Origin of the sequence: Reyranella sp., from assembly GCF_965279625.1 — a bacterium.
Taxonomy (GTDB): Bacteria; Pseudomonadota; Alphaproteobacteria; order Reyranellales; family Reyranellaceae; genus Reyranella.
The window spans coordinates 5,038,482-5,055,398 of the sequence record NZ_OZ257251.1; the positions used below are offsets into that span (position 1 = coordinate 5,038,482).

At 66.6% G+C, this 16,917-nt stretch carries 19 protein-coding genes; 6 read left to right on the forward strand and 13 right to left on the reverse strand.

Features of this window, described 5'->3' with window-relative positions:
- Positions 1-32: 32 nt before the first annotated feature.
- The 5 genes from ACQY78_RS24475 to ACQY78_RS24495 all read right to left on the reverse strand — a co-directional run bounded on the left by ACQY78_RS24475 (position 33) and on the right by ACQY78_RS24495 (position 3,985).
- Positions 33-1,688, reverse strand: a complete 1,656-nt coding sequence (locus ACQY78_RS24475) for an arylsulfatase (protein ID WP_428679932.1) — start codon at positions 1,686-1,688, stop codon at positions 33-35.
- 188 nt (positions 1,689-1,876) lie between these two features.
- Positions 1,877-2,455 carry a peroxidase-related enzyme gene (locus tag ACQY78_RS24480; protein WP_428679936.1) on the reverse strand — a complete coding sequence of 193 codons (579 nt, stop codon included), beginning with the start codon at positions 2,453-2,455 and terminating at the stop codon, positions 1,877-1,879.
- Between the two features lie 36 nt (positions 2,456-2,491).
- On the reverse strand, positions 2,492-2,839 hold the full coding sequence (locus ACQY78_RS24485; protein WP_428679939.1) for a hypothetical protein: 348 nt from the start codon (positions 2,837-2,839) through the stop codon (positions 2,492-2,494).
- 46 nt (positions 2,840-2,885) lie between these two features.
- Positions 2,886-3,389 (reverse strand): hypothetical protein, encoded by a 504-nt coding sequence (locus ACQY78_RS24490; RefSeq protein ID WP_428679942.1) that lies wholly within the window; start codon positions 3,387-3,389, stop codon positions 2,886-2,888.
- Positions 3,390-3,460: 71 nt separating this feature from the next.
- Complete coding sequence (locus tag ACQY78_RS24495; RefSeq protein WP_428679945.1) at positions 3,461-3,985, reverse strand: hypothetical protein; 525 nt, start codon at positions 3,983-3,985, stop codon at positions 3,461-3,463.
- A 140-nt stretch (positions 3,986-4,125) separates the two neighbouring features.
- Between ACQY78_RS24495 and ACQY78_RS24500 the strand changes: the two genes are divergently transcribed.
- The 4 genes from ACQY78_RS24500 to ACQY78_RS24515 all read left to right on the forward strand — a co-directional run bounded on the left by ACQY78_RS24500 (position 4,126) and on the right by ACQY78_RS24515 (position 7,113).
- Positions 4,126-4,794 carry a response regulator gene (locus ACQY78_RS24500; RefSeq protein WP_428679948.1) on the forward strand — a complete coding sequence of 223 codons (669 nt, stop codon included), beginning with the start codon at positions 4,126-4,128 and terminating at the stop codon, positions 4,792-4,794.
- Complete coding sequence (locus ACQY78_RS24505) at positions 4,791-6,194, forward strand: sensor histidine kinase (RefSeq protein ID WP_428679951.1); 1,404 nt, start codon at positions 4,791-4,793, stop codon at positions 6,192-6,194. The genes ACQY78_RS24500 and ACQY78_RS24505 overlap by 4 nt, the downstream gene beginning before the upstream one ends.
- A gap of 73 nt (positions 6,195-6,267) precedes the next feature.
- Entirely contained in the window at positions 6,268-6,567 is a 300-nt protein-coding gene (locus ACQY78_RS24510; protein WP_428679954.1) for a hypothetical protein, read from the forward strand.
- Between the two features lie 57 nt (positions 6,568-6,624).
- Positions 6,625-7,113, forward strand: a complete 489-nt coding sequence (locus ACQY78_RS24515; protein ID WP_428686486.1) for a DUF3833 family protein — start codon at positions 6,625-6,627, stop codon at positions 7,111-7,113.
- A gap of 15 nt (positions 7,114-7,128) precedes the next feature.
- On the opposite strand, the gene ACQY78_RS24520 is transcribed toward ACQY78_RS24515, so the two are convergent.
- The 6 genes from ACQY78_RS24520 to ACQY78_RS24545 form a co-directional block, all read right to left on the reverse strand.
- Positions 7,129-8,313 carry an acetate/propionate family kinase gene (locus ACQY78_RS24520; RefSeq protein WP_428679957.1) on the reverse strand — a complete coding sequence of 395 codons (1,185 nt, stop codon included), beginning with the start codon at positions 8,311-8,313 and terminating at the stop codon, positions 7,129-7,131.
- A gap of 10 nt (positions 8,314-8,323) precedes the next feature.
- A complete protein-coding gene (gene fabI, locus ACQY78_RS24525) occupies positions 8,324-9,103 on the reverse strand; it encodes an enoyl-ACP reductase FabI (protein ID WP_428679960.1) in 780 nt (259 codons plus the stop codon).
- Positions 9,104-9,110: 7 nt separating this feature from the next.
- Complete coding sequence (locus ACQY78_RS24530; protein ID WP_428679963.1) at positions 9,111-10,073, reverse strand: phosphate acetyltransferase; 963 nt, start codon at positions 10,071-10,073, stop codon at positions 9,111-9,113.
- Complete coding sequence (locus tag ACQY78_RS24535) at positions 10,066-12,237, reverse strand: DUF3141 domain-containing protein (RefSeq protein ID WP_428679966.1); 2,172 nt, start codon at positions 12,235-12,237, stop codon at positions 10,066-10,068. The genes ACQY78_RS24530 and ACQY78_RS24535 overlap by 8 nt, the downstream gene beginning before the upstream one ends.
- A 114-nt stretch (positions 12,238-12,351) precedes the next feature.
- A complete protein-coding gene (locus tag ACQY78_RS24540; protein ID WP_428679969.1) occupies positions 12,352-12,798 on the reverse strand; it encodes an acyl-CoA thioesterase in 447 nt (148 codons plus the stop codon).
- Positions 12,799-12,890: 92 nt separating this feature from the next.
- Complete coding sequence (locus ACQY78_RS24545) at positions 12,891-14,234, reverse strand: GAF domain-containing sensor histidine kinase (RefSeq protein WP_428679972.1); 1,344 nt, start codon at positions 14,232-14,234, stop codon at positions 12,891-12,893.
- Positions 14,235-14,267: 33 nt separating this feature from the next.
- On the opposite strand from ACQY78_RS24545, the gene ACQY78_RS24550 reads away from it, so the two are divergent.
- Positions 14,268-14,411 carry a hypothetical protein gene (locus tag ACQY78_RS24550; RefSeq protein ID WP_428679975.1) on the forward strand — a complete coding sequence of 48 codons (144 nt, stop codon included), beginning with the start codon at positions 14,268-14,270 and terminating at the stop codon, positions 14,409-14,411.
- Positions 14,396-15,019: a CYTH domain-containing protein gene (locus ACQY78_RS24555; protein WP_428679978.1), complete on the forward strand. Its 624-nt coding sequence runs from the start codon at positions 14,396-14,398 to the stop codon at positions 15,017-15,019. Before ACQY78_RS24550 ends, ACQY78_RS24555 begins: the two co-directional genes overlap by 16 nt.
- A gap of 115 nt (positions 15,020-15,134) precedes the next feature.
- Here ACQY78_RS24555 and arr read toward each other — a convergent pair whose 3' ends face one another.
- Both arr and ACQY78_RS24565 read right to left on the reverse strand, forming a co-directional pair.
- On the reverse strand, positions 15,135-15,545 hold the full coding sequence (gene arr / locus ACQY78_RS24560) for an NAD(+)--rifampin ADP-ribosyltransferase (protein WP_428679981.1): 411 nt from the start codon (positions 15,543-15,545) through the stop codon (positions 15,135-15,137).
- A 167-nt stretch (positions 15,546-15,712) separates the two neighbouring features.
- Positions 15,713-16,909 carry an aromatic ring-hydroxylating oxygenase subunit alpha gene (locus tag ACQY78_RS24565; RefSeq protein WP_428679984.1) on the reverse strand — a complete coding sequence of 399 codons (1,197 nt, stop codon included), beginning with the start codon at positions 16,907-16,909 and terminating at the stop codon, positions 15,713-15,715.
- Between the last annotated feature and the right edge of the window lie 8 nt (positions 16,910-16,917).

A 16,917-nucleotide genomic window follows, 5' to 3' on the forward strand; every position in this document is an offset into this window, starting at 1 on the left:
GCGGACCCTCGGTCGACCTTGAGGGAAAAGCGCTACTTCGGCGGTGCGCCTAGGCCCTGGTTCTCCAGCAGCATCACGTCACCCAGCTTTGAGATGACTTCGTCGAGGTTGAAGCTGGCGGCCTTCTGACGCTGGGGGAACTCTTTGAAGCTGGCCAGGAACTGGCCGACGTAATCCTGCGCGGGGATCAGCAGGAAGACGTGATCCATCAGCCAGTCGTAGTAGGTGTTGGACGTGATGTCGGCGCGCTCGTAGGGGTCGGTGCGCAGGTTGAAGATCTTCGGAACCCGGAGATTGACGAACGGCGCCGCCCATACCCGCAGCGTGCCCGGCACCTGCTGTTCCAGGAACACGAGCTTCCAGTTGTCGTAGCGCAGTGCCGTCAGCTGCTGGTCGTCGTTGAAGTAGAGAAATGAGCTGCGCGGGCTCTTCGGTGTCTGGCCCGTCAGGTAGGGCACGAGATTGTCGCCGTCGAGATGGACCTTGTAGGTCATGTCGCCCACCTTGTACCCGGCGGCGAGCTTTTCCTTGATGCCCGTCTCGCCGCCGATGGCCAGCAGGGTGGGCAGCCAGTCGAGATGCGCGACGATCTCGTTGGAGACCTGGCCGGGCTTGATCCGGCCCGGCCAGCGCACCATGGCCGGGACACGGTAGGCACCTTCCCAGTTGGTGTTCTTCTCGCTGCGGAACGGCGTCATGGCGCCGTCGGGCCACGAGTTCATGTGCGGCCCGTTGTCGGTCGAGTACATGACGAATGTGTTGTCGACGATCTTGAGATCGTCGAGCACCTTGAGGACCTGCCCGACATTGCGGTCATGGTCGATCATGGTGTCGTGATAGGGGCTCTGGAACGGCCCTGCCTGGCCGAGGCTTCCCGGCTTGGTGTGGGTGCGCAGGTGCATGTGGGTGAAGTTGACCCAGACCAAAGCGGGCTTGCCGGCCTTGTTCTGACGCTGGATGAAGTCGATGGCGCGCGCGGCGATGTCGTCGTCGATCGTCTCCATGCGCTTCTTGGTGAGTGGGCCGGTGTCGACGCAGACCTGCTTGCCGACCTTGCCGAAGCGCGGCTCGATCGTGGGATCGTCCTTGTCGGTGGCCTTGCAGTCGAGCACGCCGCGCGGGCCGAACTTGGCGCGGAACGCGGGGTCCTTGGGATAGTCCGGCAGTTCCGGCTCTTCTTCGGCGTTGAGATGATAGAGGTTGCCGTAGAATTCGTCGAAGCCATGGACCGTCGGCAAGAACTCGTTGCGGTCGCCCAGGTGGTTCTTGCCGAACTGGCCGGTCGCATAGCCCTGCGCCTTCAGCAATTCGGCGATCGTCGGATCTTCCTTGCGCAGGCCCAGCGGCGCGCCGGGCAGGCCGACCTTGGTGAGGCCGGTGCGCAGGCCTGACTGGCCGGTGATGAACGAGGCGCGGCCGGCCGTGCAGCTCTGTTCGGCGTAAATGTCCGTGAACATCATGCCTTCGCTGGCGATGCGATCGATGTTGGGCGTCTGGTAGCCCATCAGACCGCGCGAGTAGGCGCTGACGTTCGACTGGCCGATGTCGTCGCCCCAAATGATGACGATGTTGGGCTTCTGCGCTGGGCCCTGCGCATGCGCCGAAAAGGCAGCCAGCGAGGTGGCCAGCAGGCTGGCCGCACCCAGCAGGGCAGCGCGGCTGAAGAGCTTCTTCGAGTTCGGCTTCATGCATCCTCCGCGGACCTGTAGTCGGTCCATCGGAGGCCTATAGCCCGGCGGAAGCGAGCTCTCCTTGATCTGCGTCAACGACCAGGCGATCGATCCTGGCACGCTGTGCTTCGGCACCGGCGGCGTCGTGAACGGCGAGGGCATCGCCCGCTCCGACTTTGTCGGCAGTGTCGGCGTCGCCTGAGGCCTCAGCCGCGGCCCATCGCATAAAATTCGGGGTTCGGGCGCATGCTGGTGACGTTGGCCATGCGGTTGGACAGGCCGAAGAAGGCGGCGATGGCGGCGATGTCCCACACGTCTTCCTCGTCGAAGCCGTGCTTTCTCAGCGTCTCCATGTCGTCGTCGCCGACCTGGTGGGCGGACTGGCTCACCTTCACCGCGAAGTCGAGCATCGCCTTCTGGCGCGGCGAGATGTCGGCCTTGCGGTAGTTGATCGCGACCTGGTCGGCGATCAGCGGGTCCTTGGCGCGGATGCGCAGGATGGCGCCGTGGGCGATCACGCAATACTGGCACTGGTTGAGGTTCGAGGTCGCCACGACGATCATCTCGCGCTCGGCCTTGCTGAGGTTGCCGGGCTTGTCCATCAGCGCATCGTGATAGGCGAAGAAGGCACGGAACTCGTCGGGGCGATGCGCCAGCACCAGGAAGACGTTGGGGATGAAGCCCGATTTTTCCTGCACCTTCTCTATGCGCGCGCGGATGTCGGCTGGCATGTCGGCGAGGGCAGGGACGGGGAAGCGGCTGACGGCGGTAGCTTTGGCGGACATGGGGGTTCTTTCGAAACTCGTGAGCGTAATGGCCGCTCAGCTTTCCTCTTCTTCGTCGCCGCTGTCGAGCCACTCGACGACGCGGACCATGCGACCGTCCTTGTCGAACACGATCCTGAGGCTGTCATATTCCGTGCCGTCCGGCGTATCCTTCAGATACTGCCAGTGGGCCACCGTGCCGCTGCCATGGCCGCGCACGCGGACGGCCTTGCCGAACTGGCCTACGACGTCGGCATAGGTCGATCTGCCCGGCGTCAGCTTCTCGACCGCACCGGCATCAATCGGCTGGCCGATCTCACGGGCACAGGCGCCGAGCGCAAACACGCAGGCCACGGCGGCAATCGCCAGGCGGATCGCTCCCAGCCGTTCAGTTCGTATTGGCATGCTACACACCTCACCGCACGCTGACCGGTCGAAACACACCATGGATTCATGGCGATTCCTTGGCGGGCAACAGGTCCCACTTCGGCTCGTCACGATCCGCCGGCTTGCTCTTCCGGATGTGGCCGTCGAGCTCGATGTGCAGTTCCGAGAAGCGGCCGTTGCGCTTGACCAGCACCTCGAAGTGCTTGGGCTTGCGGCGCGGCTTCGCGGCCGGCTCGTAGCCCGCCGCCCGGGCGGCGCGGAGCACGATCTCAGGGTCCGCTGGACCATGATGGTGCTCGTGATGGTGGTCGTCATGGTGGTGATGATGGTGAGGCTTGTCATGCTCGATCTTCACGGTGCGGCCGTCGAGGACGAGGCGGGACACTTTCAGCTCCGAAGGTTTCATTTGGCCGTCGAGCGTGACCGTGTCGCCGACGTTCAGGGCGACCCGGTCGAGCCCCTTCGGGGTGACGTCGGCCAGGAGGGCGCCGCTCTTCGTCTGGACGACGAAGCGGTGTGCGAAGACGTGCAGGATCTTGCCGGAAACACTGACGTGATGGTCGGGCATTGCGAACTCCAGGACATGCGGGAGAGAAGGCGGCCCGAGCGATTGCGGCTCTGGCCGCCAGGGTCGGAGGCTCAGCGCGGCGCGGGCGGCGGCGGGCAGCGGCCCGGACCGCGATCGGCTTCACGGCCCGGCGGAGGCGGCGGCGGGGGACCGAAGGCCTCGCTGCGGCCGTCGGCACGCGACAGGACCTGCGCGGCGACGAAGCCGCGATCGAAGCGGCCCTGCACCGAGACCTGCTCGCCCTTGGTCACGACGGCGCGCTCGTCGCCGCGCGGTCCGAGATCGACCAGCATGCGCCCGCTGTCATCCTCGAGAATGAACTTGTTGCCGTAGATCTCCGCGACGCTGCCCCTCACGGCGACCACGTCGGACGGCTGCAATTTAGCGATCGCCATCGGCGTGATGAGCATCACTGCCTGCGGCTGCGCGGGCGCGACGGCCGGAGGCGGGGCGACACCGGCAGCCGGGGGTGGCGGTGGGGTCTGGGCGCCGGCGACGCCGCCGATGCCGGCAAGCAGCAGTGCGCCCGCGGCGACGGCCAGGGCCCGGCCGCGGGGCCTGCGCGATGAGGATGGAACGAGGGCGTTGGTCGTCATGATCGCCTCCTGTATGTGTTGCGATGGCGTCAACATAGGAGGCGCCTCTAAATGCACGCTGAACCCCGCGGTTCAGCCTGTGTTCAGCTTCGAGGGCCTATTTCAGCCGGCATGAGGCCCATGCCGGAGCCAAGGATGCCATGAAGGTTCTCCTCGTCGAAGACGACGGACCGCTCGCAGAGATGATCGCGCGCGCGCTGCGGGCCGAGAACTTCGCCGTCGACATCGCCGCCGACGGGCTCGACGGCCAGCATATGGGTGAGACCGAGGCCTATGACGTGGCCGTCCTCGATCTGGGCCTGCCCAAGGTTCCGGGCGCGACGGTGCTGCGGTCCTGGCGCAAGGCCGGCCGGCAATTGCCGGTGCTGATCCTGACGGCGCGCGACGGCTGGACCGAGAAGGTCGACGGCTTCAAGGCCGGCGCCGACGACTATCTCACCAAGCCCTTCCGGGTCGAGGAACTGATCATGCGCCTGCGTGCGCTGGTGCGGCGCTCGACCGGCCATGCGACGCCGCGCATCGAGAGCGGCGCAGTCTCGTTCGACGCCCAGACAGGCGTGTTCGAGCTCGACGGATTGCCGCTCAAGCTCACGGCTCTGGAATGGCGCGTGCTCGAATGCCTGATCCTGCGCAAGGGTGTGGTGATCGAGCGCGGCGATCTCACCGAGAAGGTCTACCAGGGCGACGTCGGCACCGATTCCAATTCGCTCGAGGTCATCGTCGCCCGGCTGCGCCGCAAGATCGGTCGCGACGCGATTGAGACGGTGCGCGGCCGCGGCTACCGTCTGACGGCGGCGGCGCCGTCGTGAAGGCCGACGCGTCGCTCGGCCGGCGATTGCTGCTTGGCGCCTCGGTCTTCATCGTCGTGGCACTGGTCGTCGCGGCCACCGTTATCGCCTTCGTGCTGCATCACTTCGTGCAGGGCCAGATCGACCAGCGCCTCGACACGCAGGTCAACTTCCTGGCTTCGACGGTGCGTGTCACGCCGGCGGGCGACCTCTCGCTGGACGGCAGCGCCGATGGACCGCCCTTCGACCGGCCGGGGCGCGGCTGGTATTGGCAGGTGAGCGGCCCGCGCAACGTGCTGCGATCGCGCGCCCTCGGCGACGATACGCTCGACGTTTCCGGCCTGCCGCTGCCGCCACCACCCCCGCCGCCGCCTCATCGCACTGGAACTCCGCCGCCGCCGCCACGTGCGGTGCCGCCGCCACGTCCGGCCGACGGTCCCGGTCCGGGCGGCGAGGCGCTGCACTACCGGATCCAGCATGTCTTGATCGACGGCGTGCCCGTCGAGATCGTCGCCACGGCGCCGCGGGCGGCGGTGATGGGCCCCTTGCGAGAGGCGATGACGACGCTCGGGCTGTCTCTGCTCGTGCTGGGTGCGGCGCTCGTGCTGGCTATCGTGCTGCAGGTTCGGCTGGGCCTGCGTCCGCTCGACCGGCTGCGCGGCGCCATCGCTGACGTGCGGGCCGGACGGAGGGCGACCGTCCCCGAAGAGCAGCCCGCGGAAGTGCGGCCGCTGGTCTCCGAACTGAATGAGCTCCTGAAGCAGAACGCCGCCAATCTCGACCGCGCCCGCGCCCACGTCGCCAACCTGGCGCATGGCTTGAAGACGCCGTTGGCGACTCTCAGCGTTGCGCTTTCTTCCAGAGGTGATGCCGGAAAGGACGGCAAGTCTGCGCTCGCCGAACTCGTCGAGGTAATGGAGCGCCGCATTCGCCATCATCTCGGCCGTGCGCGGGCCGCGGCGCTCGCCGGACCGACGCGGTCACAGACATTGCTGGCGCCGGCGATCGGCGACCTGGGTGCCGTGCTTACGAAGGTCCATGCCGGGCGCGGCGTCGCCTTCGCCGCCGACATTCCGCCCGGCCTGGCCGTGGCGTGCGAACCGCAGGATTTCGACGAGATCGCCGGCAACCTGCTCGACAATGCCTTCAAGTGGACCTCGACGTCCGTGACGGTGCGGGCCGTTGCCGAGGAGCGGAGGGTGCTCCTGCGAATCGAGGACGATGGGCCGGGCCTGTCGGCCGAACAGGTGCCGCATCTTTTGAAGCCCGGACAGAGGCTCGACGAGACCGCGCCGGGCTTCGGGTTCGGCCTGTCGATCACCCGCGAGCTGGTCGACCTCTACGGCGGCAGCCTCGACTTCGCGGCGGCGCCCGACGGCGGCCTGCGTGTCAGCCTGCGCCTGCCGATGGCGGGCCAGTGATGGCATTGGTCAGAGACGGAAGCGTGTCCGATGATCACGGGCGGAAGGAACTGTCGCGACGGAGGGCACGTGCGTGAGTGAGCGCGACCGCTACATCAAGGCCTGGGGTGATCGCCGTGCGCGCCTGTTCATGCTGTGCGTGGCTGTCCTGGGCTTCGCCTTCACCGTGCGGTCATCGCACTGGATCGCGGGCCTCTGCTTCATCGGTGCAATGGTCGGCGCCTATGGTTACTACGAGTTCCGCTGTCCACGCTGCCACCAGCGCTTTCTGCCGGTCCTGCGCGCCCAGATTTGGTTCGATAATGGTCGGTGCCAGGGTTGTGGGCTCCGCGTGAACCTGCTCCCACCTGATGAAGGTGCCGGATCGGCTTAGTGCTGGCTGGTGTTCGGTAACCCCGGCCCGTGCAACGGCTTCGATCTTTCGTCGTTGGTGCCCATGGACATCGACGATTTTGCCGGCACCTCGCCGGAATTGCTTCCCGAGACCTATCTCGCCGGCGACCTCGAAGGTTGGGGCGTGGTCGAGCGCGTGACCGGCGGCCTGCAGCAGCGCTTCACCGTCAAGGCGCGCGGTACCTGGAATGAGGCGGCACACGTGCTGAGCTTCACCGAAACCTGGACCTTCGACGATGGACGCCAGGATACGCTCACCTGGCGCATCGCGAAGCTCGCGTCCGGACACTACAGCGGCCAGGAGTCGCGTCTGGACGGCGAAGCCGAGGGCGACCGGGCGGGCTGCGCGTTCCATTGGCGCTATACACGCGACACGCCGCAGAGCGGCGGTGACGACAAGTCGATGGTGTTGAACTTCAACGACTGGTTCTACCGCATCGACGAACGGGTCGTGATGGTGCGCGGCAGCGCCGGGCGCGCCGGCATTCCCTTCTCCATTCTGCACGCCACCTATCGCCGGATCTGAGTCGCATGCCGGCGATCAGGAGCTGGCCAGCGCCGAGCTCGTATACTGCGCGATCATGCGTTCCTCGTCGGTCGGCACGATCCAGGCGGAGACGGTCGAGCCGTCCGTGCTGATGCGTCCCTCGCAGGTGTGGTTGAGTGCGGGGTCGAGGGCCACGCCGAGCCAGCGGCAGCCCTCTAGGATCTCGGCGCGGGTCGCCGCATCATTTTCACCAATGCCGGCCGTGAACACGATGCCATCGACGCCGCCCAGGGCCGCCGCGAGCGAGCCGATCTCGCGCACGATGCGGTAGACGAACAGGTCGATGGCTTCGCGCGCCGCCGGCTCGCTCGAGGCGCGCAGGGTGCGCATGTCGGAGGAGATGCCCGACACGCCGAGCAGGCCCGATCTGCGATAGAGAAGATCCTCGATCGCCGCGAAGCTCATGCCGCGCTGCTGGGCGAGGTAGAGCAGCACGCCGGGATCGAGCGCGCCGGCCCGCGTTCCCATCATGAGTCCGTCGAGCGCCGTGAAGCCCATCGTACTCGCGATGCTGCGCCCATCGTTCGTAGCGCACAGGCTGGCGCCGTTGCCGAGATGGGCGATGACCAGCTTTCCCTCTGCCAGTGCCGGCTGGGTGGCGCGCAGGCGTTTCGTTACGAAATCGTAGGACAGGCCATGGAAGCCGTAGCGCCGCACGCCGCCCGCGGTCAGTTCGCGCGGCAGGGCGAATTCCTGCGCGAGCATCGGCTGGGTACGATGAAACGCGGTATCGAAACAGGCGATCTGCGGCAGGTGCGGGGCCGCGTCCAGGATCGCGGCAACCGGCGCCAGATTGTGCGGCTGGTGCAACGGTGCCAGCGGCACGAGCGATTCGAGTTCGGACACGATCGCCCGGTCGATGCGGACCGGTGCCACGAACTTCGTGCCGCCATGGACGACGCGATGGCCGAAGGCGAGGACGGGGCGGCCGGCGAGCAGCGCCTGGCCATGCGCCATGATTTCGGCCGTCGCGCCGTGATGGTCGAGCGCGCGGTCCGGCCATTTCCGCTCGGCCACCGTCTTGCCTGCGGCGTCCCGTACTTCGAGGTGTGGACCGACGCCGATGCGCTCGATCTGTCCACGATAGAGGAGGGCGCCGTCGGCACCGGCGTCGTAGAGCGCGAATTTGATGCTGGAGGAACCCGCGTTGAGGACGACGATGCAGCCGGTCTCGGTCATCGGGTCGGCCTCAGGCGACGATGCTGGCGCCGCCGTCGACATACACGGTGCCGCCGGTGACGCGATGGGCGAATGGCGTGGCCAGATAGGCGCAGGTGTAGCCGACATCCATGATGTCCACGAGCCCGCCCAGCGGCGCCTTGTGCGCGGCCTCGTTGAGCAGCAGTTCGAAATCCTTCAGCCCCAAGGCGGCACGGGTCTTGAGCGGACCGGGCGAGATGGCGTGGACGCGGATGCGGCGGGGCCCCAGCTCGTAGGCGAGATACCTGCACGCCGCCTCGAGCGCGGCCTTGACCGGTCCCATGACGTTGTAGTTGGGCACGACCCGGTTGGCGCCATAGTAGCTCATGGCGAACATGGTCCCGCCGTCCTTCATCAGTGGTGCCGCAAGCCGCGCCATCCGGATGAAGGAATGGCAGGACACGTCCATCGCCTTAGCGAAGCCCTCCGCCGAGCAGTCGAGCAGCCCGCCGCGCAGGTCGTCCAGCGGCGCGAAGGCAATGGAGTGAACGAGGATGTCGAGTTGGCCCCAGCGGTCGGCGATCTGCTCGAACACCGCCTCGAGCTGCCCCGGCACGGCGACGTCCAGGGGCATCTGGATCTGGGCGCCGAGCTCGCGCGCCAGCGGCTCGACATGGGGCCGCGCCTTCTCGTTTAACCAGGTCAGGGCGAGATCGGCCCCGGCTTCGCGAAAGGCCTGGGCGCAGCCATAGGCGATGGACTGGTCGTTGGCGACGCCGACGATCAAAGCCTTCTTGCCTGACAGAACGGGCCGCATCTGCTCGGTCATGGTGTCCTCAGGCGATGGACGTGGCGGAACTGACCCGGCGCGCGGCCGCCACCAGCGACGCGACGGCGCAGGAGGCCAGCCGCGTGGTCAGCGAATCGGCGCGGCTGGTCAGGATTATCGGCACGCGCGCGCCGAGCACGATCCCGGCGGCGTCCGCTCCGGCCAGGAAGGTGAGGCTCTTGGCCAGCATGTTGCCGGCCTCGAGGTTGGGGACGATCAGCACGTCGGCGCGGCCGGCGACCGGCGACGAAATGTTCTTGATCGATGCCGCCTGGAGGCTGATCGCATTGTCGAGGGCGAGGGGACCATCGAGGACCCCGCCGGTGATCTGGGCGCGATCGGCCATCTTGCACAGGGCCGCGGCCTCGATCGTCGAGGCGACCTTCGGGTTTACCGTTTCCGTGGCGCTCAAGATCGCGACGCGCGGCTGGGCGATGCCCAGCGCATGCGCGAGATCGATGGCATTCTGCACGATGTCGACTTTGTCCTCGAGCGTCGGCGCGATGTTCACCGCGGCGTCGGAGATGATCAGCGCCTGCTCGTGGCGGGGCACGTCCATGACGAAGCAGTGGCTGATGCGTCGCGCCGTGCGGATGCCGGTCGCGCTCGAAACGACCGCGCCCATCAGCTCATCCGTATGGAGGCTGCCCTTCATCAGCGCCTCGGCGCGACCGCAGCGCACGAGCTCGACCGCCTTGGCCGCGGAATCGTGACTGTGGGCCGATTCGACGATCTCGAAGGCACCAATGTCGAGCGACGCCTTGGCCGCGACGGCGCGGATGCGGGCCGCAGGACCGACCAGGATGGGCGCGAGCAAGCCTTCGCGCGCCGCCTCCATCGCGCTCTCCAGCGAGACCTCGTCGCAAGGATGCACCACGGCCGTGGTCAGCGGCTCGTGCATGCGCGCCGCAGCAATGAGCCGCTCGTACTTCTCGCGCGGGGCCGCGGACGAGGGCGTGGCGTCAGGCATCCTGGTTCTCCTGCGGCAGTGGACGTGCGCCAACGAACATGGGCTCCAACCGCTGCATGAGCCGCTGCTCCTCCGGCGTCAGATTGCCGGAGGCCGTCAGAATGTCCTGAACGACCTGCCAACCGGCTGCCCTCGACTGCGGATCGTCGGGCAGGAGCTGCGGGATGGCCCGGATCGCGCGCTCCTCGTCGAGCCGCATCAGCAGGTATTGGTCGCGGAACAAGAGCTTCAGCTCGTCGAAGCCGATGCGCCGGTTGGCGGGCAGGATCTGGCGCACCGCCTGCAGCACGGCGAAGCCACGCTCATCGACCGTCCGCCGCGGCAGGCGAACATGCATCAGCGCACGGACCACCGCCTCGGGCAGTCCACCGGTCTCGAAACGTGCCTCGAGGTCGGCGCGCCAGCGCCCGGCGATGACTTCGCGCGCGAGATCGCGGCCGATTTGCCGTCGTGCGGGCACGGCGTCCGCTGCGAGCCCCACCGCCGCCTGCAGGGCTGGCGCCCCGTAGGTGCCGAGGAACATCGCCTCCGTCGTCGCGTCGCGGACCAGCCGATAGCCTTCCAGGCAAGTCGAGATCCAGGTGGACGTCATCTTCTCCAGGGTGAGCAGGGGATTGTCCGGCGCCGCCGGCTCGCGATGGCTGCGGACGGTCTCCGCCAGCGGCTTGATGCAGGCCATGGCGGGATTGCGGTCGGAGAAGGCAGCGAAGCGCAGGCGGTGGGCGTTGGCCGCGCGCAGAAGCTCGGCCGATTGCGGTGTCACCATCGCGCGCACGACCGGCTGAGCGAAGGTGCGGTAGAGGCCGTGGTTGATCTCGGAGACGCGCGCGACGGTGGCGAAACGCTGCTCGTCCTCGTCACTATTGCTGCCGAGCTGGCGGATGTCGTCGAGCGTCCGCGCCTCGAGCTGGAACAGGTACTTGCCGTGGATCAGGGCCGGATTGGCCGTCGTGCCGTCGATCTCGGAAATCACCGCCTCGTAGAGGCCCGGCGGCAGCAGGTCGATCATCTGCATGCAGGAGGCGAACTCGGCATGCTCCTTGGTCGCGACCTTGCCCGAGACGAAGATGCCGAGATGCCCGATCGTCTGGTGCAGCGTGTAGACGATGGTCTGCCCATTGGCGACGATCTCGTCCTCGTGGCCGTACAGGTCGGTAATCCAGCCGAGCGCCTGCTGCGGCGGCGTGATGTTGTCGCCCCATGAGCACAGAACGATGATAGGCGAGCGGATGTTGCGCAGGTCCACGCGGGTGCCGTCGGAGGTACTGATCTCGCCTGAGGTGAGCTTGTTGCCGACGAAGAGATTGTCGGCGATCCACTGCATCTCACCGGCATTGAGCAGGACGGGGCTGCCCCACCAAGTCTCGAAGTCGAGGAAGCGGGTCGTCTCGGTGTCGACCTTCGAATAGAGATTGTAGGGCTTCGCCCACAAGGTGTTTGCGGGGTTCAACGATTCGAAATTGCCGACCAGATGGGCGCCATCGAAGATGCCGTTGCCGAGGTCGCCCGTCAGGGCGGTCAGCCAGGTGCCGCCGAGCGACCCGCCGAGATAGCGCATCGGATTGCGGCCGTGTACGCCCGCCCAGTAGGAGAGCGGCGACCCCGCCAGCAGGATGGGTCCGAATAGGTCCGGACGGATGGCTGCCGTCATCATGATCTGCCAGCCGGCCTGGCAGTTGCCGACCACTACGGGCTTACCCTCAGCCTCAGGATGGCGCGCGGACACGGCTTCAAGGAACGCCGCTTCGGCCCGGCAGACATCCTCGATCGTCTGCCCCGGTTCGGGGGCCGACCGGAAACCGATGAAGTAGGTGGTATGGCCCGCGGCCAGGGCGACGCCGATCTCGCTGTCCTGCTTCATGCCGCCGATGCCCGGGCCGTGGCCGGCGCGTGGGTCGACGACCACGAAGGGCGGCTTGGCCGGATCCGTGACCGTACCTTCGGGGGGTACGATCCTGACAACGAAATAGTTGACCGGCCGCGGCAGGGTGCGACCGTCGAGGACCGGCTCGAAGGCGAAGCCCAGCACGTTCGGAACATCCTCAGCACTGCGCTCGATGAAAGTGTTCCCGCGCTCGCGCAGGGCATCCAGTGTCAGGACGGATCGCTGCCAGGCATCGATCCAGTATTCCTGGAAGAAGTTGAACGGCGATTCGACCGACACTGGGCTCTCCCCGAGATTGGCCTACACGCTAGAGGGTGGGGCGGATGCGGGCCTTGATCTTCGTCAAGTATCGTGTCGGCGCAATGACGCTGGGTGCGGCCGTCCGAGGTCCCGTCAGGCCGCCAGCAGGTCAGCCACCGCCGCCCTCTGAGCCTCGGTCAAGGCCACACTCCGACGTGTGGCGGCGTCGACATAGACGTGGACGAAGTGGCCGACGGCGGCGGGTGTCTCGCTTTCGCGGCTGAAGATCGCGAGCTCGTAGCGCAGCGAGCTGTTGCCGATGTGGCCGAGGCGGATGCCGACATCGACCGTCTGGGGAAAGTCGACCGGCGCCAGGAATTCGCAGCCGCTGGCGATGCACAGGCCGATCGAGGTCTGGCCCGGCGCCCGCAGGATGCCGCGTTCGATGGCGAGCGTGGTGAGAGACGTGTCGAACCAGTTGTAATAGACGGCGTTGTTGACGTGGCCGTAGGCGTCGCAGTCCGACCACCGGCTCGCGACCGGCATCCACCATCCATAGTCCCCGCGTCGCTCGTCCTTTGCCGCCTTCACGCCCGCCATCCCGATCCCCTGATCTTGCTGGGGGACCTTGTACAAGCGGCGCAGGAAAAGGGGCAATACGCAGAATCCGCGGGATCTCCGCTGTGAGACTCCTAGAACTCCGCCTTCACCGGCATCCGGAAGAGGAACGTCGTCTTCTCGGGCGTGGAGGTGGCTGTGAGGGTGCCGCCATGGGCGCGGGCGATCTCGCTGCAGATGTAGAGGCCGAGGCCCAGACCCTGCTGACTGGCGCGGGCCTCGCCGCGGAAGAATGGCTGGAACAGCTTGGCCAGCGCCACGTCGGGAATCGGGTTGCCGGCATTGCGCACGCTGAGTTCGAACGTGCCGTCCTTCACTTGCGCCTCGACCTCGATGGGCGTGCCGGGGGCGCCATGGACGACGGCATTGCCCAGCAGGTTGGAGAGGAGCTGACCGATGCGGCCGGGGTCGCAGAACACGCTCTCGCTCATCGCGATGCTGGCGGCAATGCGGCGGTCGGGCGCCGTGGTGCGCAATTCGTTGACCACCTGCGTCAGGGTCGGCGCGAGCAGTACATCGCTGCGCGCGAGATCGATGCCGGTGCCCAGCCGGCCCCGCGCAAAGTCGAGGATATCGTCGATCAGGGCCGACATGCGCGAGACGCTGCCCTGGGTGAGTTGAAGCATCTCGTCGAGCGTGAGCTTGCCGCGCTTTACCAACTGGGCGCCGGCCTGGATCGACGCCAGCGGGTTGCGCAGGTCGTGTCCGAGCACGGCGATGAACTGTTCACGCAGATCCGATTCACGGTTGGCATGCGCCAGCCGGGCGGTGGTCGCCTCGGCGTGCGTCTCGGCTCGCTCGCGCGCGATGCGCTCGGTGGCATTCAGGCGGCGCAGTTCCATCATCTTCATGATCTGCCGCGCGGTCAGGCGCAGCAGGGCCTTCTGGTTCTCGTCGAGTTCGCGCGGCTTGTAGTCGAGGACGCAGATCGTGCCGAGCGGCAGGCCGTCCGGCGTTTCGAGCAACGCGCCGGCGTAGAAGCGCAGGCGGGGATCGCCGGTCACCAACGGATTGTCGGAAAATCGCTCGTCCGCCAGCGTGTCAGGCACGATGAACAGATCGGGCTGCAGGATCGCATGCGCGCAGATCGACGCGGGCAGCGGAGTCTCGCGGACGCCCAGTCCGACCTCGGCCTTGAACCATTGCCGCCCGCTGTCGACCAGGTTGATGACGGATATCGGCGTGCCGCAAATCGCGCTGACGACGCGGACGACCTCGTCGAACTCGTCCTCCCGTGGCGTGTCGAGAATGTCGTACGCCCGAAGCGCGGCGACGCGCCGGCCTTCATCGGAGTGTCGGCGAGCTTCCATCAGCCCTTGTAGCAGGCGCCGCCGCCGTCGTCCCCCCTGCGCCGGCTCGCCCATCAGTTCGTGCACGGCCCGCGCTACCGCCTCAAGGGTGTAGGGCTTCTTCAACACGTTGCGGCTGCGATGTTCTCTCGGCAGCTACGCGTGCTCGCAGCGGTCGCCAAGATTGAGCGCCGCCTCGATGGTCGCCGCCATCGCGACGCTGTCGGCACCCAGGCGGTGCAGGATGTCCTCGGCATCGAGCGCTCGGTAATCGTCGTGCCGAAACCCTTGTGCCGGGGCTGCTGAACCGTCGGACCGTCGCTCTCGGACCATTCGAGAATGAGGTCGTCGCGCACGGCGGAGCGGAAACGGGCAAGAGGCACGTTCCCATATTGTCGCGTTGCGAACACGGTCTTCGCGCCCTATCTCCCGCCGGCATGGGAATTGAAATCGAGCGCAAGTTTCTCCTCATCGGCGAGGAATGGCGCGCTAGCGCCGTTCGCGAGCAGCATCTGAGGGACGGTTTGGTGGCCATGACTGGCGGCCGCAAGGTCCGCGTGCGCATCTGCGACGGGCAGGCGACCCTTACCGTCAAGACGCGCGAGGCGCCGGGCGTGAACGCGGAGTTCGAGTATTCCATTCCCCTCGCGGATGCGGAGGAAATGCTGACCCGACATTGCGATGGCAACGTCATGAGCAAGACCCGATCCTTCGTGCCCTACCGCGACTTCACCTGGCAGGTCGACGCCTATGACGGCGTCATGGCAGACGTGGTCCTGGCCGAAGTCGAACTCACCCGCATCGATTGCGATGTCCCGCTGCCCCCTTGGGTCGGACGGGAAGTCACTGGGGATCCCGCCTATCGCAAGATCAACCTGTTTCGTGCCCGCACCGGCCGGACCGCGGCAGATTGAACCCGGTGCCGAGGGGGCGGCGGCTCACTCTGGCGATCGCGTCGACGGTGACGGAGGCGCTTCTTGTAAGCCGCCTGAGGCTGCTGTCGTGGGAGGGAGCGGCTGGAACCCGTTGTCAGTCGATGATCACGTCCTTGCCGGTCCCCTTCAGGCGGGCGATGCCGTCCTTCATTTTCTGCAACTGCTCGGGCGTGTGGCCCTTCCATTCCACCACTTCGCCCACAATTCGAAGCGGTTCGCGAGAGCGGTATGATTTCGTCGGGTTTCCTGGGAACTTCTTGTCAGTCAGGTTGGGATCATCGATGAACAGGCCGACGGGCTCGACGATGTAGATCCTCTCCCGCCCTTCGCCTGCTGCAAGTTCGGCTCCCCAGATCGCGGCTTCCAGGGTCTGGCTGAAATAAACCCAGGACATCGGCGTTCCCTCGCGGTAGTTCGACCTGAATCCCACCCGGATGAGGTCGCCCGTTCGAAGGTCCGCGCGTGTCCCGTGATAGAAGCAATCAGCCGTTCCGGAGTCTTGCATGCAGACCCTCCCCGTTGAGATTCTCCGGCAGACGCTACTCGGACAGACGCTGTGGGTTCCGTCGGGCGACCTCGATATTTCTCGTGCCCCATCGAGACGCTGAGAACCCAGGGTCCCGTCCTGTCGTCCCCGACGCTGCCAGCGAAAAATGAGGGCAGCTCCGGCCGTCAGGTCAGAACATTTCCGGCCGCCGGTCGGCCGTCGGTTCTCTCGGGAATATTCGCCAACACATCTTGCCCCTCCGCGACGAGCTGCCGGTACGACTGTTCGAACCAGCCGATACGTTCCTCGAGGGCGGCGAGGTAAGGGGGGCGCTCGATCTGGTGCGCGACCGCCTGAACACTCTCGCAGATCGTGTTGTCTTCGCGGATGACGCGGCGGGAATAGTGCTGGACCAGGCGATTGCGAACGAGATCGCTTGCGTGGCGCCACAGGCGCGCGTGCCAGGGGCCCTCCACCGGAAAGGGCGCGGGATAGACCCAGGCGCGCAGGAGCGACCGGTTGTGCGCCACCGGAACGAATTGCTGGATGCAGCACTGAAAGATGTCGCGGTCCGACCGGAACAGCGCCACGAGGAAGTTCGGCAGGATCTGCAGGATGCAATAGCAGGTAGGTCGGAACGAGCCGTCGGCGCAGGCCGCGGATAATTCCTCGAAGACCTGCGGCCGGTCGCTATTGATCAGGGCGCTGTGGGCGCCGAAACGGGCATAGGTGAGCTTTTCGCGGTCGAGATAGCCGGTCTTGCCGAAGGTCGTCGGATGGACGGCGACCGTGTGGTAGTCGTCGAAGGTGATCTGGAGTCCGAGTTTCCAGTTGGCCGCAAGCTCATGGGAAAGCGCGAGCGGCTTGTGGGGGGAGCGCGACAGGGTTGCGAGGATCGGGAAGCCGGGGCCGAGGAAGTCCGCGAGCGAGCAGCGCTTGCCCGAGGCGGGGAAGCGGCCGAAGACGAGTGTGCCGCAGGTCGCGATCTCGATGGGATTGAGGCGCGCGCCGAGCGCGCGCGACACGGTGCCGAAATTCTCCTGGCATTTCGGGATCCCGATGGCTGAGCCGTCGTGGTCGTATCGCCAGTGATGGAAGCCGCAGACAATCGGCCCGTTACCCTTGTCCTTCGTCCGCAGCGGATAGAAGCGATGGGCGCAGACATTCTCGAAGCCCTTCAGTTCCGTCCCGAACCGCTGCACGAAGACCGATCGCGTCGCCAGCGAGGCGCGGAACCAGTCGCCATCCTTCTCGACATCGTCCGTAAACCCGAGGAACGTCCAGACATAGGAAAGGCAGCGTTGCTCGTGCGCGAACGCAAGCGGGTCGACCAAGGTGCGCGCCCAGTCGGGGGCGAAGGCGGAATCACCGCGTAGAGCCATTGTGTGCC

Excerpts from the sequence above, each read along its gene's own strand:
- arr (WP_428679981.1), bottom strand. The coding sequence starts at position 15,545 with ATGCAAGACTCCGGAACGGCTGATTGCTTCTATCACGGGACACGCGCG.
- ACQY78_RS24495 (WP_428679945.1), bottom strand. The coding sequence starts at position 3,985 with ATGACGACCAACGCCCTCGTTCCATCCTCATCGCGCAGGCCCCGCGGC.
- ACQY78_RS24520 (WP_428679957.1), bottom strand. The coding sequence starts at position 8,313 with ATGACCGAGACCGGCTGCATCGTCGTCCTCAACGCGGGTTCCTCCAGC.
- ACQY78_RS24500 (WP_428679948.1), top strand. The coding sequence starts at position 4,126 with ATGAAGGTTCTCCTCGTCGAAGACGACGGACCGCTCGCAGAGATGATC.
- ACQY78_RS24475 (WP_428679932.1), bottom strand. The coding sequence starts at position 1,688 with ATGAAGCCGAACTCGAAGAAGCTCTTCAGCCGCGCTGCCCTGCTGGGT.
- ACQY78_RS24540 (WP_428679969.1), bottom strand. The coding sequence starts at position 12,798 with ATGGCGGGCGTGAAGGCGGCAAAGGACGAGCGACGCGGGGACTATGGA.
- ACQY78_RS24480 (WP_428679936.1), bottom strand. The coding sequence starts at position 2,455 with ATGTCCGCCAAAGCTACCGCCGTCAGCCGCTTCCCCGTCCCTGCCCTC.
- ACQY78_RS24490 (WP_428679942.1), bottom strand. The coding sequence starts at position 3,389 with ATGCCCGACCATCACGTCAGTGTTTCCGGCAAGATCCTGCACGTCTTC.
- ACQY78_RS24485 (WP_428679939.1), bottom strand. The coding sequence starts at position 2,839 with ATGCCAATACGAACTGAACGGCTGGGAGCGATCCGCCTGGCGATTGCC.
- fabI (WP_428679960.1), bottom strand. The coding sequence starts at position 9,103 with ATGACCGAGCAGATGCGGCCCGTTCTGTCAGGCAAGAAGGCTTTGATC.
- ACQY78_RS24565 (WP_428679984.1), bottom strand. The coding sequence starts at position 16,909 with ATGGCTCTACGCGGTGATTCCGCCTTCGCCCCCGACTGGGCGCGCACC.
- ACQY78_RS24530 (WP_428679963.1), bottom strand. The coding sequence starts at position 10,073 with ATGCCTGACGCCACGCCCTCGTCCGCGGCCCCGCGCGAGAAGTACGAG.